Genomic DNA, 16,651 nt, shown 5'->3' on the forward strand with positions numbered 1-16,651 from the left:
TCCGGCCGACATTCGTCATCGACCACTGTAGGACAGCGATCCGTCCTGATTGCGTCGCCACTGCTTGAAATAGTCCCATTCGAGTTGGGCGCTGCGCGGATCCTGACCGTGAGACATGTCGGTCACCCAGACGAATTTAAACAGATTGAGGGGCTTGGGATCCGCGCTCATGTAGGCGCTGATCTGGAAGCGTCCATCCTTGTAGCGCTTATCGATCCCCTCCTTCACGAGTTTCGCGCCCGGAACGAGGACTTCGTACGGCACCGTGTTCGGGCTGTTGAACGTCACGATCCGATCGGCGGTCTTGATGTTGTTGTATGCCTTCATCTCGTCGATAGCTCCGCGAAGCACCCCTTGGGCCGGAATCTTCGCGTCGGTCGATCCGCCGGAGTCGACATCGCCGTAGAGAAGGATCATCGGAAGACGCACGTCTCCCTTGGACTTGAGCTCCGCCACGCGATCAACGACCGGTTTCGCCATCGGCCCAATACCGTTGTTGGGCGAAACGGCCGCGAAAATCTGTGGATGGGTCGTGCCCATCATGTAGCTCATGCCACTGCCGAGCGAGAAGCCCTGCATGTACACGCGGCTGCGGTCTATGCCGTAGTTCGCGGCGAGATCGTCGATGACACCGGTGATGAACTTGGCGTCGGATCCGTCCGGGTTATCGAACTGCCAACGGTTCTGCTGACCGTTCACATAGACGGTGATGAAGCCCTCCTTCTCTCCGACCTCGTGCATACGAATCTGACTCGCATACATCCACGCCGGGAAGAAGGCGCCATGCGCCGCGACGACCAATGGAAGCGACTGCCCCTTGGTGTAGTTGCTGGGAGTCTTCACATAGTAGCCGTATGTCTTCCCATCGACCTGGAGCGTTCGAGCGTCGAACGTCGAGCGAACCTCCGCCTCTGTCATGAGACGTCCCAGGTCCCCATTGGGCGAGGAAGTCCATCGAGCGATATGGGCGAAGAAGTCGCTCCATATGACGCTAGATAGCTTCGCGTCGTATTTGGTATTGAAATCGAGGCTCGTCATACGAACCTGCTCGTGGGGATTGACCGCATTGCGGAAGATCTTAGCAGGTATCCCTCCGACCTCGCGGTCTTCCGCGGAGGAAGCGACAGCGTTGCTCCGCTTCCAATAGTCGGCGACCTTGACCTCTGCCGGAGAAGCCTCGCCCGTCGTCAAGAGCCACGCCGCGACGGGCACCTCTTTCTTGAGCTGCTTCCAGACCGGCAGCGCATTCTTGTCGGCGCGCATATATTGGAAATATGCCTGTGCCGGATCATCGCCCTTGCGATAGGCCGCATCGAAGGGGGCACCATCGAGCGTCGCGATCGCCGCGAAGACGCCAGGATTGTTGATGACGAATTCCTGAGCGACGGTAGCGCCAGCCCCCACTCCCGTTACATAGTGGAACGGTACCCACGTCTGCGCCCGAGGCGCGCGCGCGCCTCCGCGTCCACCGCCGCCTTCGCCTTCGCCCGCCGCGGCGCGCGCGCCTGGCGCTGCCGGGCCATCCGCACCTGGCCGGCCTCCGGCTTGGGGATCGGGCCGATTACCGCCGCCGCCAGCGCCTTCTCGTCCCGGTCGTGCGCCACCACCGACGAACAAGTGCCCGATCGCGTGGTCGTAGACCGCCTTCACATAGGCATCCTCGCCGCCGCTATTGGAAGCCCACCGTCGACCCTCGGGCTGCAGGAAGACGACGACGAAATTCTGCTCGTCCGCAAGCTTGAGCCACCCTGAGTCCCGCGCGAATGCTTCGGCCGGCTGATCGTCGTCGGCAAGCACGTAGACGACATAGTTGAAACCATCGGCTCGGTAATTCGCCGGCACATGATAGAGATAGGCTCGGTCGCGCCCCTTGACGCTGACCATGTTGCGCAGAAGCGGTGCAGCTTCTGCCGCCAGTGCTTGAGGCGAAGCGATCAGTCCGAGCGGTATCGCCAGAGTAGCCCCTAAAACCATGGCGAGGGTCATGCGGGCGGCCGAGATGCCGATTGCCCGCCTGGTCTTCTGGAACGACGAAATATGCACCCGATCCTCCTCTATAATTCTTCTGTCACTAGCGCCGATCGTCATGGACGATGGCAGGCGGGGTTCTGACCGTCGGGATCGGCCGAACAGAAATATTTGTTCGACCGCGTCGTGCCGATCCATTTGATTACCCCCTTGGCCTTTTCGACCTGGGACACCGACACGCTCTCCCAGGCGAGGTTGCCGATGGCGAGGCTCGTCGCGCGTTGAAGCGTCTCGGTCTGATCGGGCGTGTGCGGTTTGAAGAACATGCGCCGGTCGCTCGTCACTTGAGCGTTCAACGCTTGTTGGAACAGAAGCAGTGCAGCCAGGCAGGCACCGCCATATGAAAGCTTGGACATAAGACCTCCTGAAACTCGATCGACGCGCTAGTCGGCAGCAGGGCGGCCAGCGGCCTGTGCCGGCCGATCCCTGTCGTTCTCGTTGCGATCATATTCGACCGGTTCCCAATCGGGCCGCCGGTAGAAGACCTTCTCGGTCGTCCACGGCTTCGTAAACGCCTTGGGATCCTCCACGGTGATCTCGTCCACGAGCGTCTTGAAATCGCGAAGGTAGAAGCGCTCCTTGATCCGCAGCTCGTCACTATGCGGGCCGTTCCCGGGAAGCCGCGTATCTTCCCTGATGCAGCAGGTCTCGACATGCAGCTCCCCGTTCACCCAACGACCGACGGAGTGGCCGTTCGAGCTCGGAAGCGTATCGGGAGTATGGACCCGCCCATCCGTGAAGATCCGGCGGAAATTGTCCTTGTTCTCCGACATGATGGACACTTGCATGCGGCTTATCTGGAGCTCCATCGGGAACAGCATGCTCATGAAACCCGGCATGGAGTTGAATGCCGAACCACGATTGGGCGCGATACTCTTGGCCAGCGCCTGATACTCGCTGTTATAGGGCGGGTCCTGTGGCACGCCGACAGGTAGACGGTTGTCCCAGACATTGTCGTCCGCACGTTCCCAGAGACCGTCCCAATCTGGGAGCTTGGCCAAATCCGGTATTTCCGGGGCTCCGCTCGGATAAGATGCGGTTTGGGCGATCGCCACGCCGGAGAACGACATCAACGCGGACAGGGCCACGGCGGCCACCATATGTCGACGGCGCTGCGCTTGAGAATGCTGCTTCAAAATTTCCTCCCCTCGAAGGCACGTGCGTCGAGCGATTGCGTTAGTTGGGCGTGATGCCCGAGCTGATCGTCCTGCCATTGGCGAAGGTGGCCGAAAGGAACGCCCCGCCCTTCTGACCATTGCGCAGCGGGTACATGTCCACCGTGATCTTGTCGCCCGGCTTGAACGTCGTGCGATTCCATCCACGACGGATCAGTGTGTTAACGCTCGCCCCTTCGAGGCTATATTCGACATCCCGACCATTCTCGGTGACCATCAGCTGCAGCCAGCTGTGAGGATTGGTGAACTGCCACTGCTTGACGGTTCCCTTGATCGTCACTTTGCGATCCTTGTCGAAACCGGCGAACGAATGGTGCGCGAACGAAGGCTCCACCACGCCACTCAGAGCCACCAGCACAGCGAGACCCGCCATGACAGCCTGCTTGGGGCGAGTCTTTAGTCGATGCATTGCCATCTCCATGGATTCCATATTATTTGTTCCATCAGTCTTCACATGCTTTCGATGCGTAGTAGTCCACATAACTATTCGATAGTCTCCAAGATAGTTATTTATTATCTGGGCGACTTTTGTCTTATTTCCGTGAAATTCTATACTTAGATATATTTTGACACATTACGATAAATTTGCTCGACACGATCGAACCGACTATGGGTCGGCCAGATTAGTGTCTTTGCAGCCGATGCATGCTATGATCGCGCAGGAATGAATCCTGGGCACCCAAGTCCCCGGAGGAGAGGAATGATTACGCAATTCGCGCAAGCCCCCGATGGCCCGGAAACCGGGCCGGCCCCGGCCCGACATCAGACGTTGCTCCTGGTCGACGACGACACCGAAATACGGTCGCTCGTCGCGGAGCAGCTGGGAGCCGCCGGCTATTCTGTGATCGCCGCCTGCGATGGCCCTACCATGCGGGCGGCGCTTGCCGGACACGAGGTCGACCTGATCATTCTGGATCTCAACCTGCCCGGCGAGGACGGCCTCTCTCTATGTCGTGAGACGCGCACGCGACGCGACACTCCCATCATCATGCTGACGGCACGCGGCGAGGCCATCGACAAGATCATCGGGCTGGAAGTGGGTGCGGACGATTATCTGGCCAAGCCCTTCGACCCCCGCGAGCTGATCGCAAGGGTGCGAAGCGTCATCAGGCGGGCCTATACTCCCATGAAGCCCCCGGAGACGCCGCCGGCCAAACGTGCACGCTTCAGGGATTGGATCCTGGATTTCGAGCACCGACGGCTGTTCAAGGCCGATGGTCGGATCGTGATGCTGTCGGGAAGCGAATATAGTCTTCTCAAGTTCCTGGTCGAACATGCGAACGAGATACTCACCCGCGAAGAAATACTCACGCTCGTGGCAGAGGAGCACCGCGCGGAGCATGGTCTTCACGCAGAACAGAGGCTGGCAGATCTCCAGATCAGTCGACTTCGGCAGAAGCTGAACGAGAATGCTCGCGCTTCCGACCTCATCATGACCGTTCGAGGGCAAGGTTACGTCCTGGCCGCGCCGGTCACGTTCGAATGAGGCGCCCCCGTTTCTTCAGCACGATGTCGGGCTGGTTGTTCCTGTTTCTCCTGATCGGCGTCACCGGCTCCGCCGCTTTGGCCTTGGCACTCGCCGACAGACAGCGGCAGGAAGATCTCTTCAGAATCCGGTTCGAACGACTGATCGACAGAATGAGCGACTTTCTTTCCGTCGCCGATAGCGTGCCCTCTCCCTTACGACAGGCACTGCTCCAGAAAGGTGTCACGGGCATCCGGCAAGCCACGGGCGACGAACGGATCGTCAAATTCGACGAGGATCTCAGTCGCAGCCTCGCATCGCGTCTGCCGGGGAAAAATGTCGATGCTCGCATCGCGCGCCCCGACACCTGCTTGCGGCAACCGGCCGGCAGATTGAACGGCGAACGGTTCGAATGCTGGGTCGTGACCGCGACATTGTCCGATGGCCGCGTAATCCACCTTCAACTGCGAGGGCACATGAAGCCGGATCGACTTGCCTTGAACCCCGTAGTGGTTGGTGTTCTGGCCGTTCTCGTAGCTACGCTGGCGCTCGCTGCCGCCCGTATGGCGGCAGCGCCGCTAGGCGATCTTGCTCGAGCGGCCACGGCTTTGGGAGCGGATCTCGACCGACGCCCCCTGCCGGAGCGTGGGCCTCATGAAGTTCGAGAAGCGGCGCGTGCATTCAATCATATGCAGATGCGACTACGAACATATCTGGTCGAGCGGACCCAACTCCTTGCATCGATCACCCACGATCTGCAGACGCCGATGACCCGCTTGCGGCTCCGCCTGGAGAAGGTTTCCGATGCGGCATTGCGCAGCCGTCTCATAGACGACCTCGGTGCGATGCAGGCGCTCATCCGCGAGGGCCTCGACTACGCCCGGAGCAATCAGACAAACGAACCGTTCGCCAGCTTGGATCTGGATCAGTTGCTGGATCTGGTCGTGGAGGACAGCTCGGAAGGGAACGCACAGGTACGCTTCGCGCACCGCAGCGACTGCTATGTCGAGGTCCGTCCAAGAGCACTCCAGCGATGCCTCGAAAATCTCGTGGACAACGCCCTCAAATATGGTGGGTCCGCAGAGATAAGTGCGTGCTACGCCGGCGGACGTGCGGTGATCACGGTCAAGGACGAAGGGCGGGGAATCCCTGAAGACAAGCTGGGCGAAGTCTTCGAACCATTCGTTCGCCTGCAATCGAACGACGCATCGGCAGCAGGCGTAGGGCTGGGCCTCGCCATCGCCAAGACATTGGCGGAAAAGAACGAAGCGGACCTTTCTCTTCGCAATATCCCCGGCAGTGGCCTAGAGGCGCGCCTGATCCTCAATCGCGGAATAGAACGCCGCTCCGGCGCCCCGCATCCAACGCCTCTACCGGAGAACCGACAGCCAGCGTGATCGCCCCTGTTTCGGTTCAGGGATTTCGAAAGATAGGCATCTATGATGGATGTCGCCATATCGCCCTTCGTGCCGAGCTCATAATTGAGCGCGTTGTGATCCCGCCCCGGGATGATGTGGACCGCTGCTGGCGTACCTTGCTTTTCAAGCGCTTCCCGGAGCGACTGCGCCTGAGCCTGCAGGTCCGCCGACTGCGCATTGAGCATGAGAAAACTTTTGGCGTTGGGCAAAGCGGCGTGGCCGACAGGCGCCAGACGTTGCCGGTTGGCCGGTGATCCGAACGCCCCGCCAGGCCGCGCAGGACGTGGATTCACCGAGGGATCGAGACCGGCGCCGTCCAGGAGAATGACGCCGGCGATCGACGAGACGTCGACGCCCGCTCGCTCGAGGAATACCGGGTCGGTGCCGATGAGCGCCGCGACATGCCCACCCGAGCTGTGGCCCATGAGGAAGATCCGGTTGCGCGCGAATCCCAACTCGGCGGACCGCGAGACCAATGAGCCCACAGCGTCGGCGACATCCTGGACCTGTTCTTCCACTGCCACCTCGGGCACCAGTCGATAGTTCACCGAGGCATAGGCATAGCCTTTGTCGAGGAAGTGGCCGATCTTGGGGATGCCCTCTTCGTCGGATTTGTCTCCGCCCGACCATCCACCTCCATGAACGAAGATGATGAGCGGCGCTTCCGCACGTCGGCTCGGATAGAAATCGAGCCGCTGCGACACGTCCTTACCGTAAGCCAATTCACGCACGGACGTGGCGTCCGCTCCTGCTCCCGCGCCGAGCAGCAGGATGGCCGGACAAAGAGCCAAACTCGACCAGAAACGCCTCGTTCTACTCATCCTCTCTTTCCTTTCCTTTTCCTGTTTCGTGGGCATTGAAAATGCTGCATCTCGGTGATCCGCACAGCTCGAGCGCGGAAAGCGACCGAAGTGAACGTCGATCGGGTGCGGCCGTCTCGGTCCAAGTCGTATCTTCCATCTCCGATCGACGTCTTCCGGTGCCGGCTTCATCCCGATCGGGAAACATCGACGTCCTTCGGTCCAGGGCCGGTGACGATGCGGTCACCTTCGATGTGGACCGGCCATTCGGTCAATCGAGCGCCCCGACACGGGCCCCCGATGCATTCACCGCTGATGGGATCGAACAACGCCCCGTGCCAACTGCATGTGATGAGTGTCGCATCCGGAGTGAGGTAGGCATCGAGCTCCTGAGCCAACGGCAGGCCCATATGAGGACAACGATCGACATAGCCCTGGATTCCGTTGGGCGTCCGGACCACGAACCCATGAAAAAGTCCGTTGCGCGATCGAACGACGAAATTGCGAGCCGTGAGGACGGGAATGAGGTCGAGCTCCCCCAGTACGACGCCTACCGGAGTGCGGTCGATCCGTCTATTCTCTGTCATGCCGGATCGGCATCGGGCTGACGGGACGGATGCGCGGCGACGACAGCATCGATATTCGCGAAGCGGTCGCACACCGCCCTGATCGAAGGGTAGGAGTCCGTATCGATACCGAAGCGCTGCGCCGAGTAGAGTTGCGGGAGGAGAAAACAATCCACCAATCCTGGCTCGTCACCGAACGCGAAATCGCCCCCATAGCGACGGATCTGCGTTTCCAGTGCGGCGAATCCTTCACTGATCCAATGGCCGATCCACTCCTGCGGAGTTTCCGGACTCGAAGAGGCGATCTGCCGCAACCTATTGAGCACCCGCAGATTATTGAGCGGATGAATGTCGCAGGCGATCAGCCCCGCCATGCTTCGGACGATCGCTCGGTCACCTGGATCAGGTGGGAGAAGCGGAGGCAGAGGGTGCGTTTCCTCCAGCCACTCGATTATGGCGGAGGACTGGGATATCACAAGCCCCTCGCTCTCGATGGCCGGCACTAGGCCCTGCGGATTGACTGCACGGTATGCATGACTTTCCTGTTCGCCAGATCGCAGGTCGTGATTGCTCTGTACGTAGGGGAGCCCCTTCAATCCCAGCGCTATCCGAACCCGATATGAGGCCGTGGAGCGCCAGTAACCGTGGAGAAGCATCAGCTCCTCCTCGCCGGAAGGATCCGAGCCCGACACTCGCCGAAGCCGATGGGAACATAGCCTAGCGCACTCGCCGAAGCCGACAGGATGATCTCGTCTCCGTCCTCGAGGAACGTACGTTGCTCGCCCGAAGGCAGCAAGATCGGGTCGGATCCCCCACGGGTGATCTCGAGTAGGCTACCGAATGCATCTCGCTCGGGGCCTGAGATCGTCCCGGTTCCAAGCAGATCACCCGCATTTAGATTGCAGCCGTTCGAAGCGTGATGGGTGACGATCTGGGCTGCAGTCCAATACATGTTTTTTGCAGGCCCTTCGCTCAAGCGCAAGGGCTCCAGCCCCTCGTCGCGCATGGCCTGGCTCGAAAGGGAGACGGAAAGATCGATCGCGAACGCTCCCTCGCTCTGGTCTCGCTCGTTCCAGAGATAGGGCAGCGGCCGAGGATCACCACTCTCGCGGCTTGGTTGCGCAACCCGGAATGGCGCCAGCGCTTCGGGCGTGATCACCCAGGGCGATATGGTGCTATGGAAGTTCTTCGCGAGAAAAGGCCCCAGAGGCACATATTCCCAAGCTTGAAAATCCCGCGCTGACCAGTCGCTAAGCAGGCAGAAGCCTGCAATATGTTCATTGGCCCGATCTATCGGTATAGGCTCGCCCAATTCGTTCCCACGACCGATCCAGATCCCCAGCTCCAGTTCGTAGTCCAATCGTTTGGAAGGGCCGAAGCTCGGACAGGCTTGGTCCCCACCCTTTGCTTGACCCGATGGGCGCACGACGTCGATACCCGAAGGAAGAACGGATGAAGCGCGCCCGTGATAGCCGATGGGTACATATTTGTAATTGGGTAGAAGAGGATTGTCCGGCCGGAACAGCCTGCCCACGTTCGTCGCATGATGGATACCGACATAGAAATCGGTATAATCACCGATGGTAGCCGGGAGATGCATCTCGCACTCTTCCGTGCGATGGAGGGCCGGAAGCAATGCTTCACGATATCGGCTGTCGGACAGGATGATCGAAAGAATACGCCTTAGCTCTCGTCTCTTTTCTGCTGCCATCGCGAAAAAGCGATTGAGGCGGACATCGCCGAGCGGCGCGTGCAGCGTCTCTGGGAGCACGGACAGGATGGCGGTCAGGTCGAGTACATGATCGCCGATCGCTACCCCTGCTCGAGGAATGCCTCCATTCGGAGAGAATATTCCCAGAGGAAGGTTCTGAATGGGAAAATCGGGATGCCCGTTCGCCTCCTCCACCCAGCTTTCGAGCGTACGCGAATGGGTCTGATCGATGTCGCTGGTCACTGGATCGTATCTCCGAAAGGCACCTGAGCCTTGCGGAATCCGTCCCAACACGTGTCGTAGTCGTATTGCGCGAAAGGTGCTTCTGCCGCGAAGCGCGTGGGACGGAACATGAAGCGGCTCTCGAACATGAACGCCATGGTCTGTTCGATCTTGTGAGGAACCAGATCGGACGAGATTGCCGCCTCATAGCTTGTCCGATCCGGACCATGGCTTGCCATCTGATTGTGTAGCGAAGCGCCGCCCGGCGCGAATCCTCCTGCCTTCGCGTCATATACGCCAGTGATCAGCCCCATGAATTCGCTCATCACGTTTCTGTGGAACCACGGAGGCCGGAACGTATCTTCCGCGACCATCCATCGTGGAGGAAAGATGACGAAGTCGCAGTTGGCGGTACCCGGCGTGTCGCTAGGGCTGGTGAGGACCGTGAAGATCGATGGATCCGGATGGTCGTAGCTGACCGTGTTGATCGTGTTGAAGCAACGCAGATCGTAGCGGTACGGCACCAAGTTGCCGTGCCAGGCGACGACGTCGAACGGTGAGTACGGCAGATCGGTCGTCCAGAGGCGCCCCTGGAACTTCTGAATCAACTCGCCCGGCGCATCGGAATCTTCGAACCAGGCCCGAGGCGTCTCGAAATCACGCGGATTGGCCAGACCATTGGAGCCGATCGGCCCCAACTCCGGAAGACGAAACAGCGCACCATAATTCTCGCAGACATACCCCCGAGCGGCACCGTCGAGAAGGTTCACGCAGAACCTCACGCCACGCGGCACGAGCGCGATCTGCTGCGGATGGACATCGAACCGTCCCATTTCCGTGATCAGCTCGATCCCGCCCTCCTGGGGCACGATCAACAGTTCGCCGTCCGCGTTGAAGAAGGCCCGCCCGGTCATGGATAGATTGCATGCGTAAAGGTGAACGCCGATCCCGGCCCCCGTTTCCACGGCACCATTGCCGCAATAGGTCACCAATCCATCGACGAAATCGGTCGGATCGGTAGGCATCGGCAAAGGGTCCCATCGGTGACGGTTCGGGGACGCGGGATGCTCGTCGAAAGGACCCGACCGAACGTGCGAAGGCTGGGCATAGGGCTTGTATGGAGGATGCTGCGCCGTCGGCCGAAGCCTGTACAGCCAGCTACGCCTGTTCTCTGCCCGAGGCGCGGTGAAAGCCGAACCCGAGAGTTGCTCCGCATAGAGGCCGAACGGGACCGTCTGCGGCGAATTGCAGCCCACCGGCAACGCCCCCTCGACCGCCTCGGTAGCGAAATGGTTCCCGAAGCCGGGCATCATCCTCGCGTCGCCGGTCGCCGACGCCGTAGCGTCGGAAATCTTCTGGATCACGGTCATCTTCTTCGTCTCCCCGGTGTGGATCAAGAGTCGACGGTGATCACGCCACGGCGGATCTGGTCGAGTTCGATCGACTCGTACAATGCTTGGAAGTTGCCGTTGCCAAACCCTTCATTGCCCTTGCGCTGGATGATTTCGAAGAAGATCGGTCCGAACATGTTCTCGGTGAAGATCTGCAGCAAGATTCCCTCATTCTCGACGTCCCCATCGATCAGGATACGGTTCCCCCGCAGGCGCTCCAGATCTTCGCCATGCCCGGGAACGCGTTTGTCGACCAATTCGTAGTAGGTCTCGATCGTATCCTGAAGCCGGACGCCACGAGAGCGAAGCTTTTCGACCGTCTCGTAGATATCGTCGGTAGACAGTGCGATGTGTTGGATGCCCTCCCCGTTATAATCCTTGATGAACTCTTCGATCTGACTCTTGTCGTCCTGGCTTTCGTTGAGCGGGATGCGGATGGCACGGTCAGGGGCGATCATCGCCTGACTGAAAAGACCGGTCGCCTTGCCCTTGATGTCGAAATATTTCTGCTCTTCGAAGCCGAATATCCGTCCATAGAAGGTCGACCAGACACCCATCTGGCCGCGACGGACATTGTGGGTCAGGTGATCGAGCAGATCCAGCCCTACGGACGCTTCGGCCGCCTTCTCCTTCCATCCCTCGACTTCTTCCCAAGATGCGAACGGGTCGGCTTCGACCAGATAGAGCAATGCTCCTCCGATCCCTTCGATAGCGAACGCCCCCGGTAGTGCACTCTCAGAGGTATCCGCCGCATTCGCACCACGCTGAAGGGCATTCGCATGAGCATCCGCCGCATTCGCGACATGGAACGCCATTCCGTTCGCGGACGGACCATGTTCTGCGCGAAAGCGCTCCGCGTGACCTCCACCGGAATTGAGGACGAACGCCGTCCTTCCCTGACGATAGAGTGTCAGGCCGCGCGCCTCGACCCTTGCTGCAGCCACGAAGCCGAGTTGTTCGAACTGCGCCGCCATGGCTGCGGGATCGGGCGAAGTGAACTCGCAGAATGCGAAACCATCAAGGCCCAGGGGATTGTCGATGCCAGTCACGCGAATCTCCATTTAGTTACATTTGAAACCAATATGCGCGTTGTGGAATTGGTGTCAAATGTTACTACATGCCGATGACCGAGAAACTTCTGCTGCTGGAACGATTCCTTCCCTATCGCCTGTCGTTCACGAGCAATCTGGTGAGCGACACCGTTGCGAGCGCGTATGAAGCGCTGTTCGCCTTGCGAATTCCCGAGTGGCGCCTCATCGCCGTGATCGCGGAGAACCCGGCGGGGATCACTCAGCAGGCGATCGGTCTCAAGACCAGAATGGATAAAGTCTCCGTCAGCCGGGCGGCGACCAGCCTCATCGACCGAGGCCTCATCGCGCGCCAGCCCAACCCTGCGGACCAACGCTCGCACCTCCTCACGCTCACTGCTGCCGGCCGCGAACTCTACGAAGCGGTGGTTCCCAAGGCTCTCGATCTCGAACAGCGCATTTTCGGCGCGTTCACGAAGCAAGAGATTGATCAGTTCGAGAACATGCTCAGGAGAGTGGACGCCATCGTATTGGCCTCGGACTCGACTGCTGCATGATGAGAGACCTGACATCTACTCGCCTCCGTCAGTCGTTCCTGCCTCGCCTACTGCACGATCACCACCCATCACCCGGAAAAGCGTGATAAGGTTGGCGGCGCGCTCCTGGCGTATGTTCGTCGGGAATATGGCGCCGCCGCCGGCAAGCGCTCGCCGGAGCTCCAGCGGATCCGCGCTCGACTGCTGGATGTCCCCGAATATCGGATCGAGACGCTGGATTATCGCCAGCGGATCGATCTGGTTGGCCGTCACCTGCGCACTCGCGAGATTGGCGCGAGCTTCGTTGAATGGGCGGATATTGGGGATAAGGAAACTCAAATCTAACTCCGCAATGGATTGGGGCGAACGCGCTGAGGCTGCTACCTCGCCCCTTCCTCTCTCCAATCCCTCAGCCAGACCTGCACACCAGGCAAGGCCTTCACGAGGTCGGCGAATTTGCGGACATCGCTCTGCCCATAGTGATACGGGATGACTACAGCGGGCCGAAACGCCTTCACCGCGTCCGCCGCCTGCTCGATCGTCATCGTGTATGGAAGGTTCATGGGAATGAATGCCACGTCGATCCTTTCGAGCGCACGCATCTCCGCCGTATCTTCCGTATCACCGGCTATGTATATTCGGCGTCCGCCGACATCGAGGACGTAACCGTTACCGCGCCCCTTGGAATGGAAGCGCAGCCTGTCAGGGCTGATGTTGTACATCGGGACGGCTTCTATCTTCGCCCCGAGCGCCGTCGATGAAGCGCCGTTGGCGAGTACCGTGGTCCGAGCCTGCAAGCCGGGTGGCATCAGATCGCGAACGGCCGCTGGCGCAATGATATGCGTCTCGGGACCCACGACGGCTTCGGCGATCGATACGTCGAAATGATCGCGATGGATGTCGGTGAAGAGGATCAGATCCGGCTTGGGCAATCCGTCATAAAGCGACTTGTCCCAGGCAGGATCCACGAAGACCGTCTTGCCGGACCATCGCAGCACGAAGCTCGCATGCTTGATCGGCTGGATCTCCAGATCCCCCGACTTCGTCGGCAGCCGGTCCTGTGCGAACGATGCGGAGATGCAGCCGAGCACCGGCAATGCTGCCAGAACGAACGCCAGTATAGGAATGCGCGATCCGAAGGCCATTTATTCACTCCTACCTACTTGCGATTTCCGCCCAACTTCGGGCAACCCGACCGAGCCCCTACCCATGGTCGACCAATGGCCCACCCCTACGCTTCGGTAGAGTCGAGTCATGATGACTCAGCTGCAATTTAAGTCTTACACAAGATAATATATCCATCAAATAAGATAATTTGTCGAACAAACTTTGATAAATCATGACAAACTAATAAATATATTGCTCATCATAATTTCTACTGGAAAAATTAAAGTACAGACCAACCGAGTCTGCTAGAAATATGAGAGCGAAGGGAGAGATATGTACCGCAAGAGAGCTTGGCTTTCAGGCGCAGCCTTGATCGCAATGGCTACACCGGCATGGGGGCAGGATGCCGGATCGACCGAAACCGAACCCGCCGCCCTCGAAGATATCGTGGTGACCGGTTCGCGTGTCATTCGCGACGGACAGGATGCCCCCACACCGGTGACGATCACCTCGGCGCAGCAATTGCAGGTGACGCCGTCCAACATTCCCGACGCGCTCAACAAGCTACCCCAGTTCGCTGGCTCGACCACGAGCGTCGGCGCAGGCAATGGAGCGGGAGCCGGTCGCTCGAACATCTTCACCGGCAATTATCTCAACCTGCGAAACTTCGGCGCCATCCGTACGCTCGTGTTGCAGGACGGGCGCCGCTTGGGGGCCACCGCGGTGAACGGTCAGGTCGACACCAACACCATTCCGCAGATGCTGGTCGAACGCGTGGAAGTCGTGACCGGCGGCGCTTCGGCGGTTTACGGCTCCGACGCCGTGACCGGGGTCGTGAACTTCATCTTGGACAAGAAGTTCAACGGCCTGAAATTCAATGTCCAACAAGGTATTTCGGACCGCGGTGACGCTCCGTCATGGCGCGTCGGCGTCGCCGGAGGGTTCGACATCGGTGATCGCGGACACTTCGAGTTCAGCGCCGAACATTACGACAACAAGGGGATACCCGGACAATCGGAGCGCGATTTCGCTGCCGATCGCCCGGTCTACACCGGGGGCGGCACGGCGACCAACCCCTATGTCCTCACCGATCATGCTACCGTGTCCAACGCCGCATTCGGAGGCTTGGTCACGAGCGGTCCATTCGCAGGGCGGCAATTCGTGGGCTCCGGCACGTTAGCGACCTTCAATCCCGGCACGCCCACGCGGACCCAGAACATCGCGAGCGGGGGCGATGGAGGTTACTTCCAGGGGACCCTGGTCAACAACCTCGAAACCAACCAGATATTCGCCAGGTTCGATTATCAATTGGGGGACGATCTCAGATTCTTCGCCGAAGGCAGCTATTCCGATGGATCGACCCAGACCCAGAATCTGAATGAGCGGGTCGCGAGTTACACGATCTACAGTGGCAACGCCTTTCTACCGACATCCGCACAAGCCATGCTCACGGCTGCCAACGCTCCATCATTCGTCATGAACAGGATCAACAACGATCTCTCGATCTATGCCTCGACGGACCAGAAGACGAGGGTCTACCGCGGAAGTGCCGGGCTGGAAGGCAAGATCTTCGGCGATCTGGATTGGCGGCTCTACTATTCACATGATGAAGCGAAGGTGACGTCGGTCACGAGGAACAACGTCAATTACCCGAATCTCTATGCGGCTCTCGATGCCGTACGCGACGTCAACGGCAACGCGGTATGCCGCATCACGCTCACCAACCCTTCCAGCCCTCTGGCCGCGGGCTGCGCGCCGATCAATATGTTCGGCGTCGGCAACCAGAGTCAGGCCGCCCTGGACTATGTTCTGGGCGACACCTCGTGGCAGGCCGTCAACAAGATGGATGACCTGGGTGCGAGCATCTCGGGTACGGCATTCGAAAACTGGGCCGGCAAGGTCGTGGCGTCGATCAATGCGGAATATCGCAAGGTGTCGATGAAACAGACGACGAGCGACGATCCCAATTACCTACCTCCCGGCATCTACACGGGGGTCAGAGGCGTCAACGCGACCAGCTTGCCGCCGCTATGGGGCTATACGACCGAACCTCCGCGCGAGGGCCAGAACGAGGTTTGGGAAGTCGGCGGTGAAATTCTGTTCCCGCTTCTGGCAGACCTGCCTTTTGCCCGAAAGGTCGATTTCAACGGAGCCGTGCGCTACACCCATTATGACAGCAGCGGGTCCGTCACGACCTACAAGTTGGGCCTGACGTACGAACCCATAGAGGGTCTCAAATTCCGTGCAGCAAAGTCGCGGGACATCCGCGCACCCACCCTCGCCGACCTTTCTCCGATCACGGGCCTCAGCTTCACGAGAATCGTCGATCCGCTCACTGGCGTCACCGGCAACGTCAACGTCCAGACGAGCGGAAATCCCGATCTCGTGCCCGAGGTCGCCAGGACCTATACCGCGGGCGTCGTCTATCAGCCCAAATGGCTTCCTCGCCTGACTCTCGCGCTCGATTACTACAATATCCGCATCAACAATGCGATCAGCTCGCTTGCCGGCACCAACGCATCGATCCTGCAGCAATGCGCAGCATCGGGTGGCGCCTCGCAGCTGTGCCAACTCATCGTTCGCCCGTTCCCTTATACCAATACGACGGCAGCGAACTTCCCGACACTGACGCGGACGATCAGCCTCAATATCGCCGATGCCAGGACGGAAGGCCTCGACGCGGAAGCAAGCTATAATTTCTCTCTGAGCGAAATCGCCGCGAAGCTTCCCGGTGAATTGCGACTTCGTGCCTTGTACAGCTACCAGCCCCATCTCGAGACTCGGTCGTATCCCGACGCCCTTCCTGATGATGATGCGGGCCAGGTAGGGATGTCCAAGCATCGTCTAACGGGCATGGTCAGCTACAGAAGCGGTGGTTTCGGCCTGGACCTTCAGATGCGTTACCTGGGCAAGCAGAAGCGCCAGGAAACGCTGGAAGCCGTGTATGCCGATCCCTATCTGCGATCCGCCTTCTATACGGACTTGAACCTGTCGTACGACGTGCCCTTCCGCAGTAACGGTACGGCCCAATTCTTCTTCAACGTCGGCAATCTGTTCGACACCGCTCCCCGCATTTCTCCGGCTCTGCTCAGGACGAGCGCACCGGGGACCGCCAACCCAGCGGTGTCTGGCGACGACTCGATCGGACGTTACTACACCGCAGGCCTCCGCCTGAACTTCTGAGGCTCTTTCCCAGGGTCGGGG

General features: G+C 59.7%; 16 protein-coding genes and 1 pseudogene. 5 read left to right on the plus strand and 12 right to left on the minus strand.

All coding sequences use genetic code 11. The features are described 5' to 3' along the window. Positions 1-15: 15 nt before the first annotated feature. Genes AC58EF_RS07045 through AC58EF_RS07060 form a run of 4 tightly spaced genes read right to left on the minus strand, consistent with a single transcriptional unit; the run spans position 16 to position 3,633 of the window. Positions 16-2,043, minus strand: a complete 2,028-nt coding sequence (locus AC58EF_RS07045) for a PHB depolymerase family esterase (protein WP_497275582.1) — start codon at positions 2,041-2,043, stop codon at positions 16-18. Between the two features lie 41 nt (positions 2,044-2,084). After that, positions 2,085-2,384, minus strand: a complete 300-nt coding sequence (locus AC58EF_RS07050; RefSeq protein WP_497275584.1) for a hypothetical protein — start codon at positions 2,382-2,384, stop codon at positions 2,085-2,087. 27 nt (positions 2,385-2,411) lie between these two features. Then, positions 2,412-3,164 carry a hypothetical protein gene (locus AC58EF_RS07055; RefSeq protein WP_497275586.1) on the minus strand — a complete coding sequence of 251 codons (753 nt, stop codon included), beginning with the start codon at positions 3,162-3,164 and terminating at the stop codon, positions 2,412-2,414. 40 nt (positions 3,165-3,204) lie between these two features. Then, on the minus strand, positions 3,205-3,633 hold the full coding sequence (locus tag AC58EF_RS07060) for a DUF6152 family protein (protein ID WP_497275587.1): 429 nt from the start codon (positions 3,631-3,633) through the stop codon (positions 3,205-3,207). A 270-nt stretch (positions 3,634-3,903) separates the two neighbouring features. Here AC58EF_RS07060 and AC58EF_RS07065 point away from each other — a divergent pair, with 270 nt between their 5' ends. The 3 genes from AC58EF_RS07065 to AC58EF_RS07075 are packed head-to-tail and all read left to right on the plus strand — an operon-like array spanning position 3,904 to position 6,340. After that, positions 3,904-4,689 (plus strand): response regulator, encoded by a 786-nt coding sequence (locus tag AC58EF_RS07065; protein ID WP_497275589.1) that lies wholly within the window; start codon positions 3,904-3,906, stop codon positions 4,687-4,689. Positions 4,690-4,712: 23 nt separating this feature from the next. Further along, positions 4,713-6,065 carry an ATP-binding protein gene (locus tag AC58EF_RS07070; protein ID WP_497275590.1) on the plus strand — a complete coding sequence of 451 codons (1,353 nt, stop codon included), beginning with the start codon at positions 4,713-4,715 and terminating at the stop codon, positions 6,063-6,065. After that, the gene (locus AC58EF_RS07075; RefSeq protein WP_497275853.1) at positions 6,062-6,340 is read left to right on the plus strand and encodes a hypothetical protein; all 279 of its coding nucleotides are present in this window, start codon (positions 6,062-6,064) and stop codon (positions 6,338-6,340) included. The genes AC58EF_RS07070 and AC58EF_RS07075 overlap by 4 nt, the downstream gene beginning before the upstream one ends. Here the strand turns inward: AC58EF_RS07075 and AC58EF_RS07080 are convergent. The 6 genes and pseudogenes from AC58EF_RS07080 to hppD all read right to left on the minus strand — a co-directional run. Continuing rightward, positions 6,299-7,078: pseudogene (locus AC58EF_RS07080) on the minus strand (alpha/beta fold hydrolase); the annotation flags it as partial. The gene AC58EF_RS07075 and the pseudogene AC58EF_RS07080 overlap by 42 nt on opposite strands. Next, positions 7,075-7,473: a Rieske (2Fe-2S) protein gene (locus AC58EF_RS07085; RefSeq protein WP_497275592.1), complete on the minus strand. Its 399-nt coding sequence runs from the start codon at positions 7,471-7,473 to the stop codon at positions 7,075-7,077. The pseudogene AC58EF_RS07080 and the gene AC58EF_RS07085, both read right to left, overlap by 4 nt. Further along, on the minus strand, positions 7,470-8,108 hold the full coding sequence (maiA, locus tag AC58EF_RS07090; protein ID WP_497275593.1) for a maleylacetoacetate isomerase: 639 nt from the start codon (positions 8,106-8,108) through the stop codon (positions 7,470-7,472). Before maiA ends, AC58EF_RS07085 begins: the two co-directional genes overlap by 4 nt. Continuing rightward, positions 8,108-9,406 (minus strand): fumarylacetoacetase, encoded by a 1,299-nt coding sequence (gene fahA / locus AC58EF_RS07095; RefSeq protein WP_497275595.1) that lies wholly within the window; start codon positions 9,404-9,406, stop codon positions 8,108-8,110. The genes maiA and fahA overlap by 1 nt, the downstream gene beginning before the upstream one ends. Then, positions 9,403-10,695: a homogentisate 1,2-dioxygenase gene (hmgA, locus tag AC58EF_RS07100; protein ID WP_497275843.1), complete on the minus strand. Its 1,293-nt coding sequence runs from the start codon at positions 10,693-10,695 to the stop codon at positions 9,403-9,405. The genes fahA and hmgA overlap by 4 nt, the downstream gene beginning before the upstream one ends. Positions 10,696-10,778: 83 nt before the next feature. Continuing rightward, positions 10,779-11,825, minus strand: coding sequence for a 4-hydroxyphenylpyruvate dioxygenase (hppD, locus tag AC58EF_RS07105; RefSeq protein WP_497275597.1), 1,047 nt, complete (start codon positions 11,823-11,825; stop codon positions 10,779-10,781). 74 nt (positions 11,826-11,899) lie between these two features. Between hppD and AC58EF_RS07110 the strand changes: the two genes are divergently transcribed. Then, positions 11,900-12,361 (plus strand): MarR family winged helix-turn-helix transcriptional regulator, encoded by a 462-nt coding sequence (locus AC58EF_RS07110; protein ID WP_497275844.1) that lies wholly within the window; start codon positions 11,900-11,902, stop codon positions 12,359-12,361. A gap of 15 nt (positions 12,362-12,376) precedes the next feature. Here the strand turns inward: AC58EF_RS07110 and AC58EF_RS07115 are convergent, their stop codons facing one another. Continuing rightward, entirely contained in the window at positions 12,377-12,679 is a 303-nt protein-coding gene (locus AC58EF_RS07115) for a hypothetical protein (protein WP_497275599.1), read from the minus strand. A 41-nt stretch (positions 12,680-12,720) separates the two neighbouring features. Further along, positions 12,721-13,485, minus strand: coding sequence for an MBL fold metallo-hydrolase (locus AC58EF_RS07120; RefSeq protein ID WP_497275601.1), 765 nt, complete (start codon positions 13,483-13,485; stop codon positions 12,721-12,723). A 295-nt stretch (positions 13,486-13,780) separates the two neighbouring features. On the opposite strand from AC58EF_RS07120, the gene AC58EF_RS07125 reads away from it, so the two are divergent. Continuing rightward, positions 13,781-16,630, plus strand: a complete 2,850-nt coding sequence (locus AC58EF_RS07125; protein WP_497275602.1) for a TonB-dependent receptor domain-containing protein — start codon at positions 13,781-13,783, stop codon at positions 16,628-16,630. Positions 16,631-16,651 lie beyond the last annotated feature (21 nt).

It is taken from the genome of Sphingobium sp. WR1 (assembly GCF_059693745.1).

What these genes read in the sequence shown, in the direction of transcription:
- AC58EF_RS07050 (WP_497275584.1), bottom strand. Translation starts at nt 2,384, where the DNA reads ATGTCCAAGCTTTCATATGGCGGTGCCTGCCTGGCTGCACTGCTTCTG.
- AC58EF_RS07060 (WP_497275587.1), bottom strand. Translation starts at nt 3,633, where the DNA reads ATGGAATCCATGGAGATGGCAATGCATCGACTAAAGACTCGCCCCAAG.
- AC58EF_RS07065 (WP_497275589.1), top strand. Translation starts at nt 3,904, where the DNA reads ATGATTACGCAATTCGCGCAAGCCCCCGATGGCCCGGAAACCGGGCCG.
- AC58EF_RS07070 (WP_497275590.1), top strand. Translation starts at nt 4,713, where the DNA reads ATGTCGGGCTGGTTGTTCCTGTTTCTCCTGATCGGCGTCACCGGCTCC.
- AC58EF_RS07085 (WP_497275592.1), bottom strand. Translation starts at nt 7,473, where the DNA reads ATGACAGAGAATAGACGGATCGACCGCACTCCGGTAGGCGTCGTACTG.
- maiA (WP_497275593.1), bottom strand. Translation starts at nt 8,108, where the DNA reads ATGCTTCTCCACGGTTACTGGCGCTCCACGGCCTCATATCGGGTTCGG.
- hmgA (WP_497275843.1), bottom strand. Translation starts at nt 10,695, where the DNA reads ATGCCCGGCTTCGGGAACCATTTCGCTACCGAGGCGGTCGAGGGGGCG.
- AC58EF_RS07110 (WP_497275844.1), top strand. Translation starts at nt 11,900, where the DNA reads ATGACCGAGAAACTTCTGCTGCTGGAACGATTCCTTCCCTATCGCCTG.
- AC58EF_RS07120 (WP_497275601.1), bottom strand. Translation starts at nt 13,485, where the DNA reads ATGGCCTTCGGATCGCGCATTCCTATACTGGCGTTCGTTCTGGCAGCA.
- AC58EF_RS07125 (WP_497275602.1), top strand. Translation starts at nt 13,781, where the DNA reads ATGTACCGCAAGAGAGCTTGGCTTTCAGGCGCAGCCTTGATCGCAATG.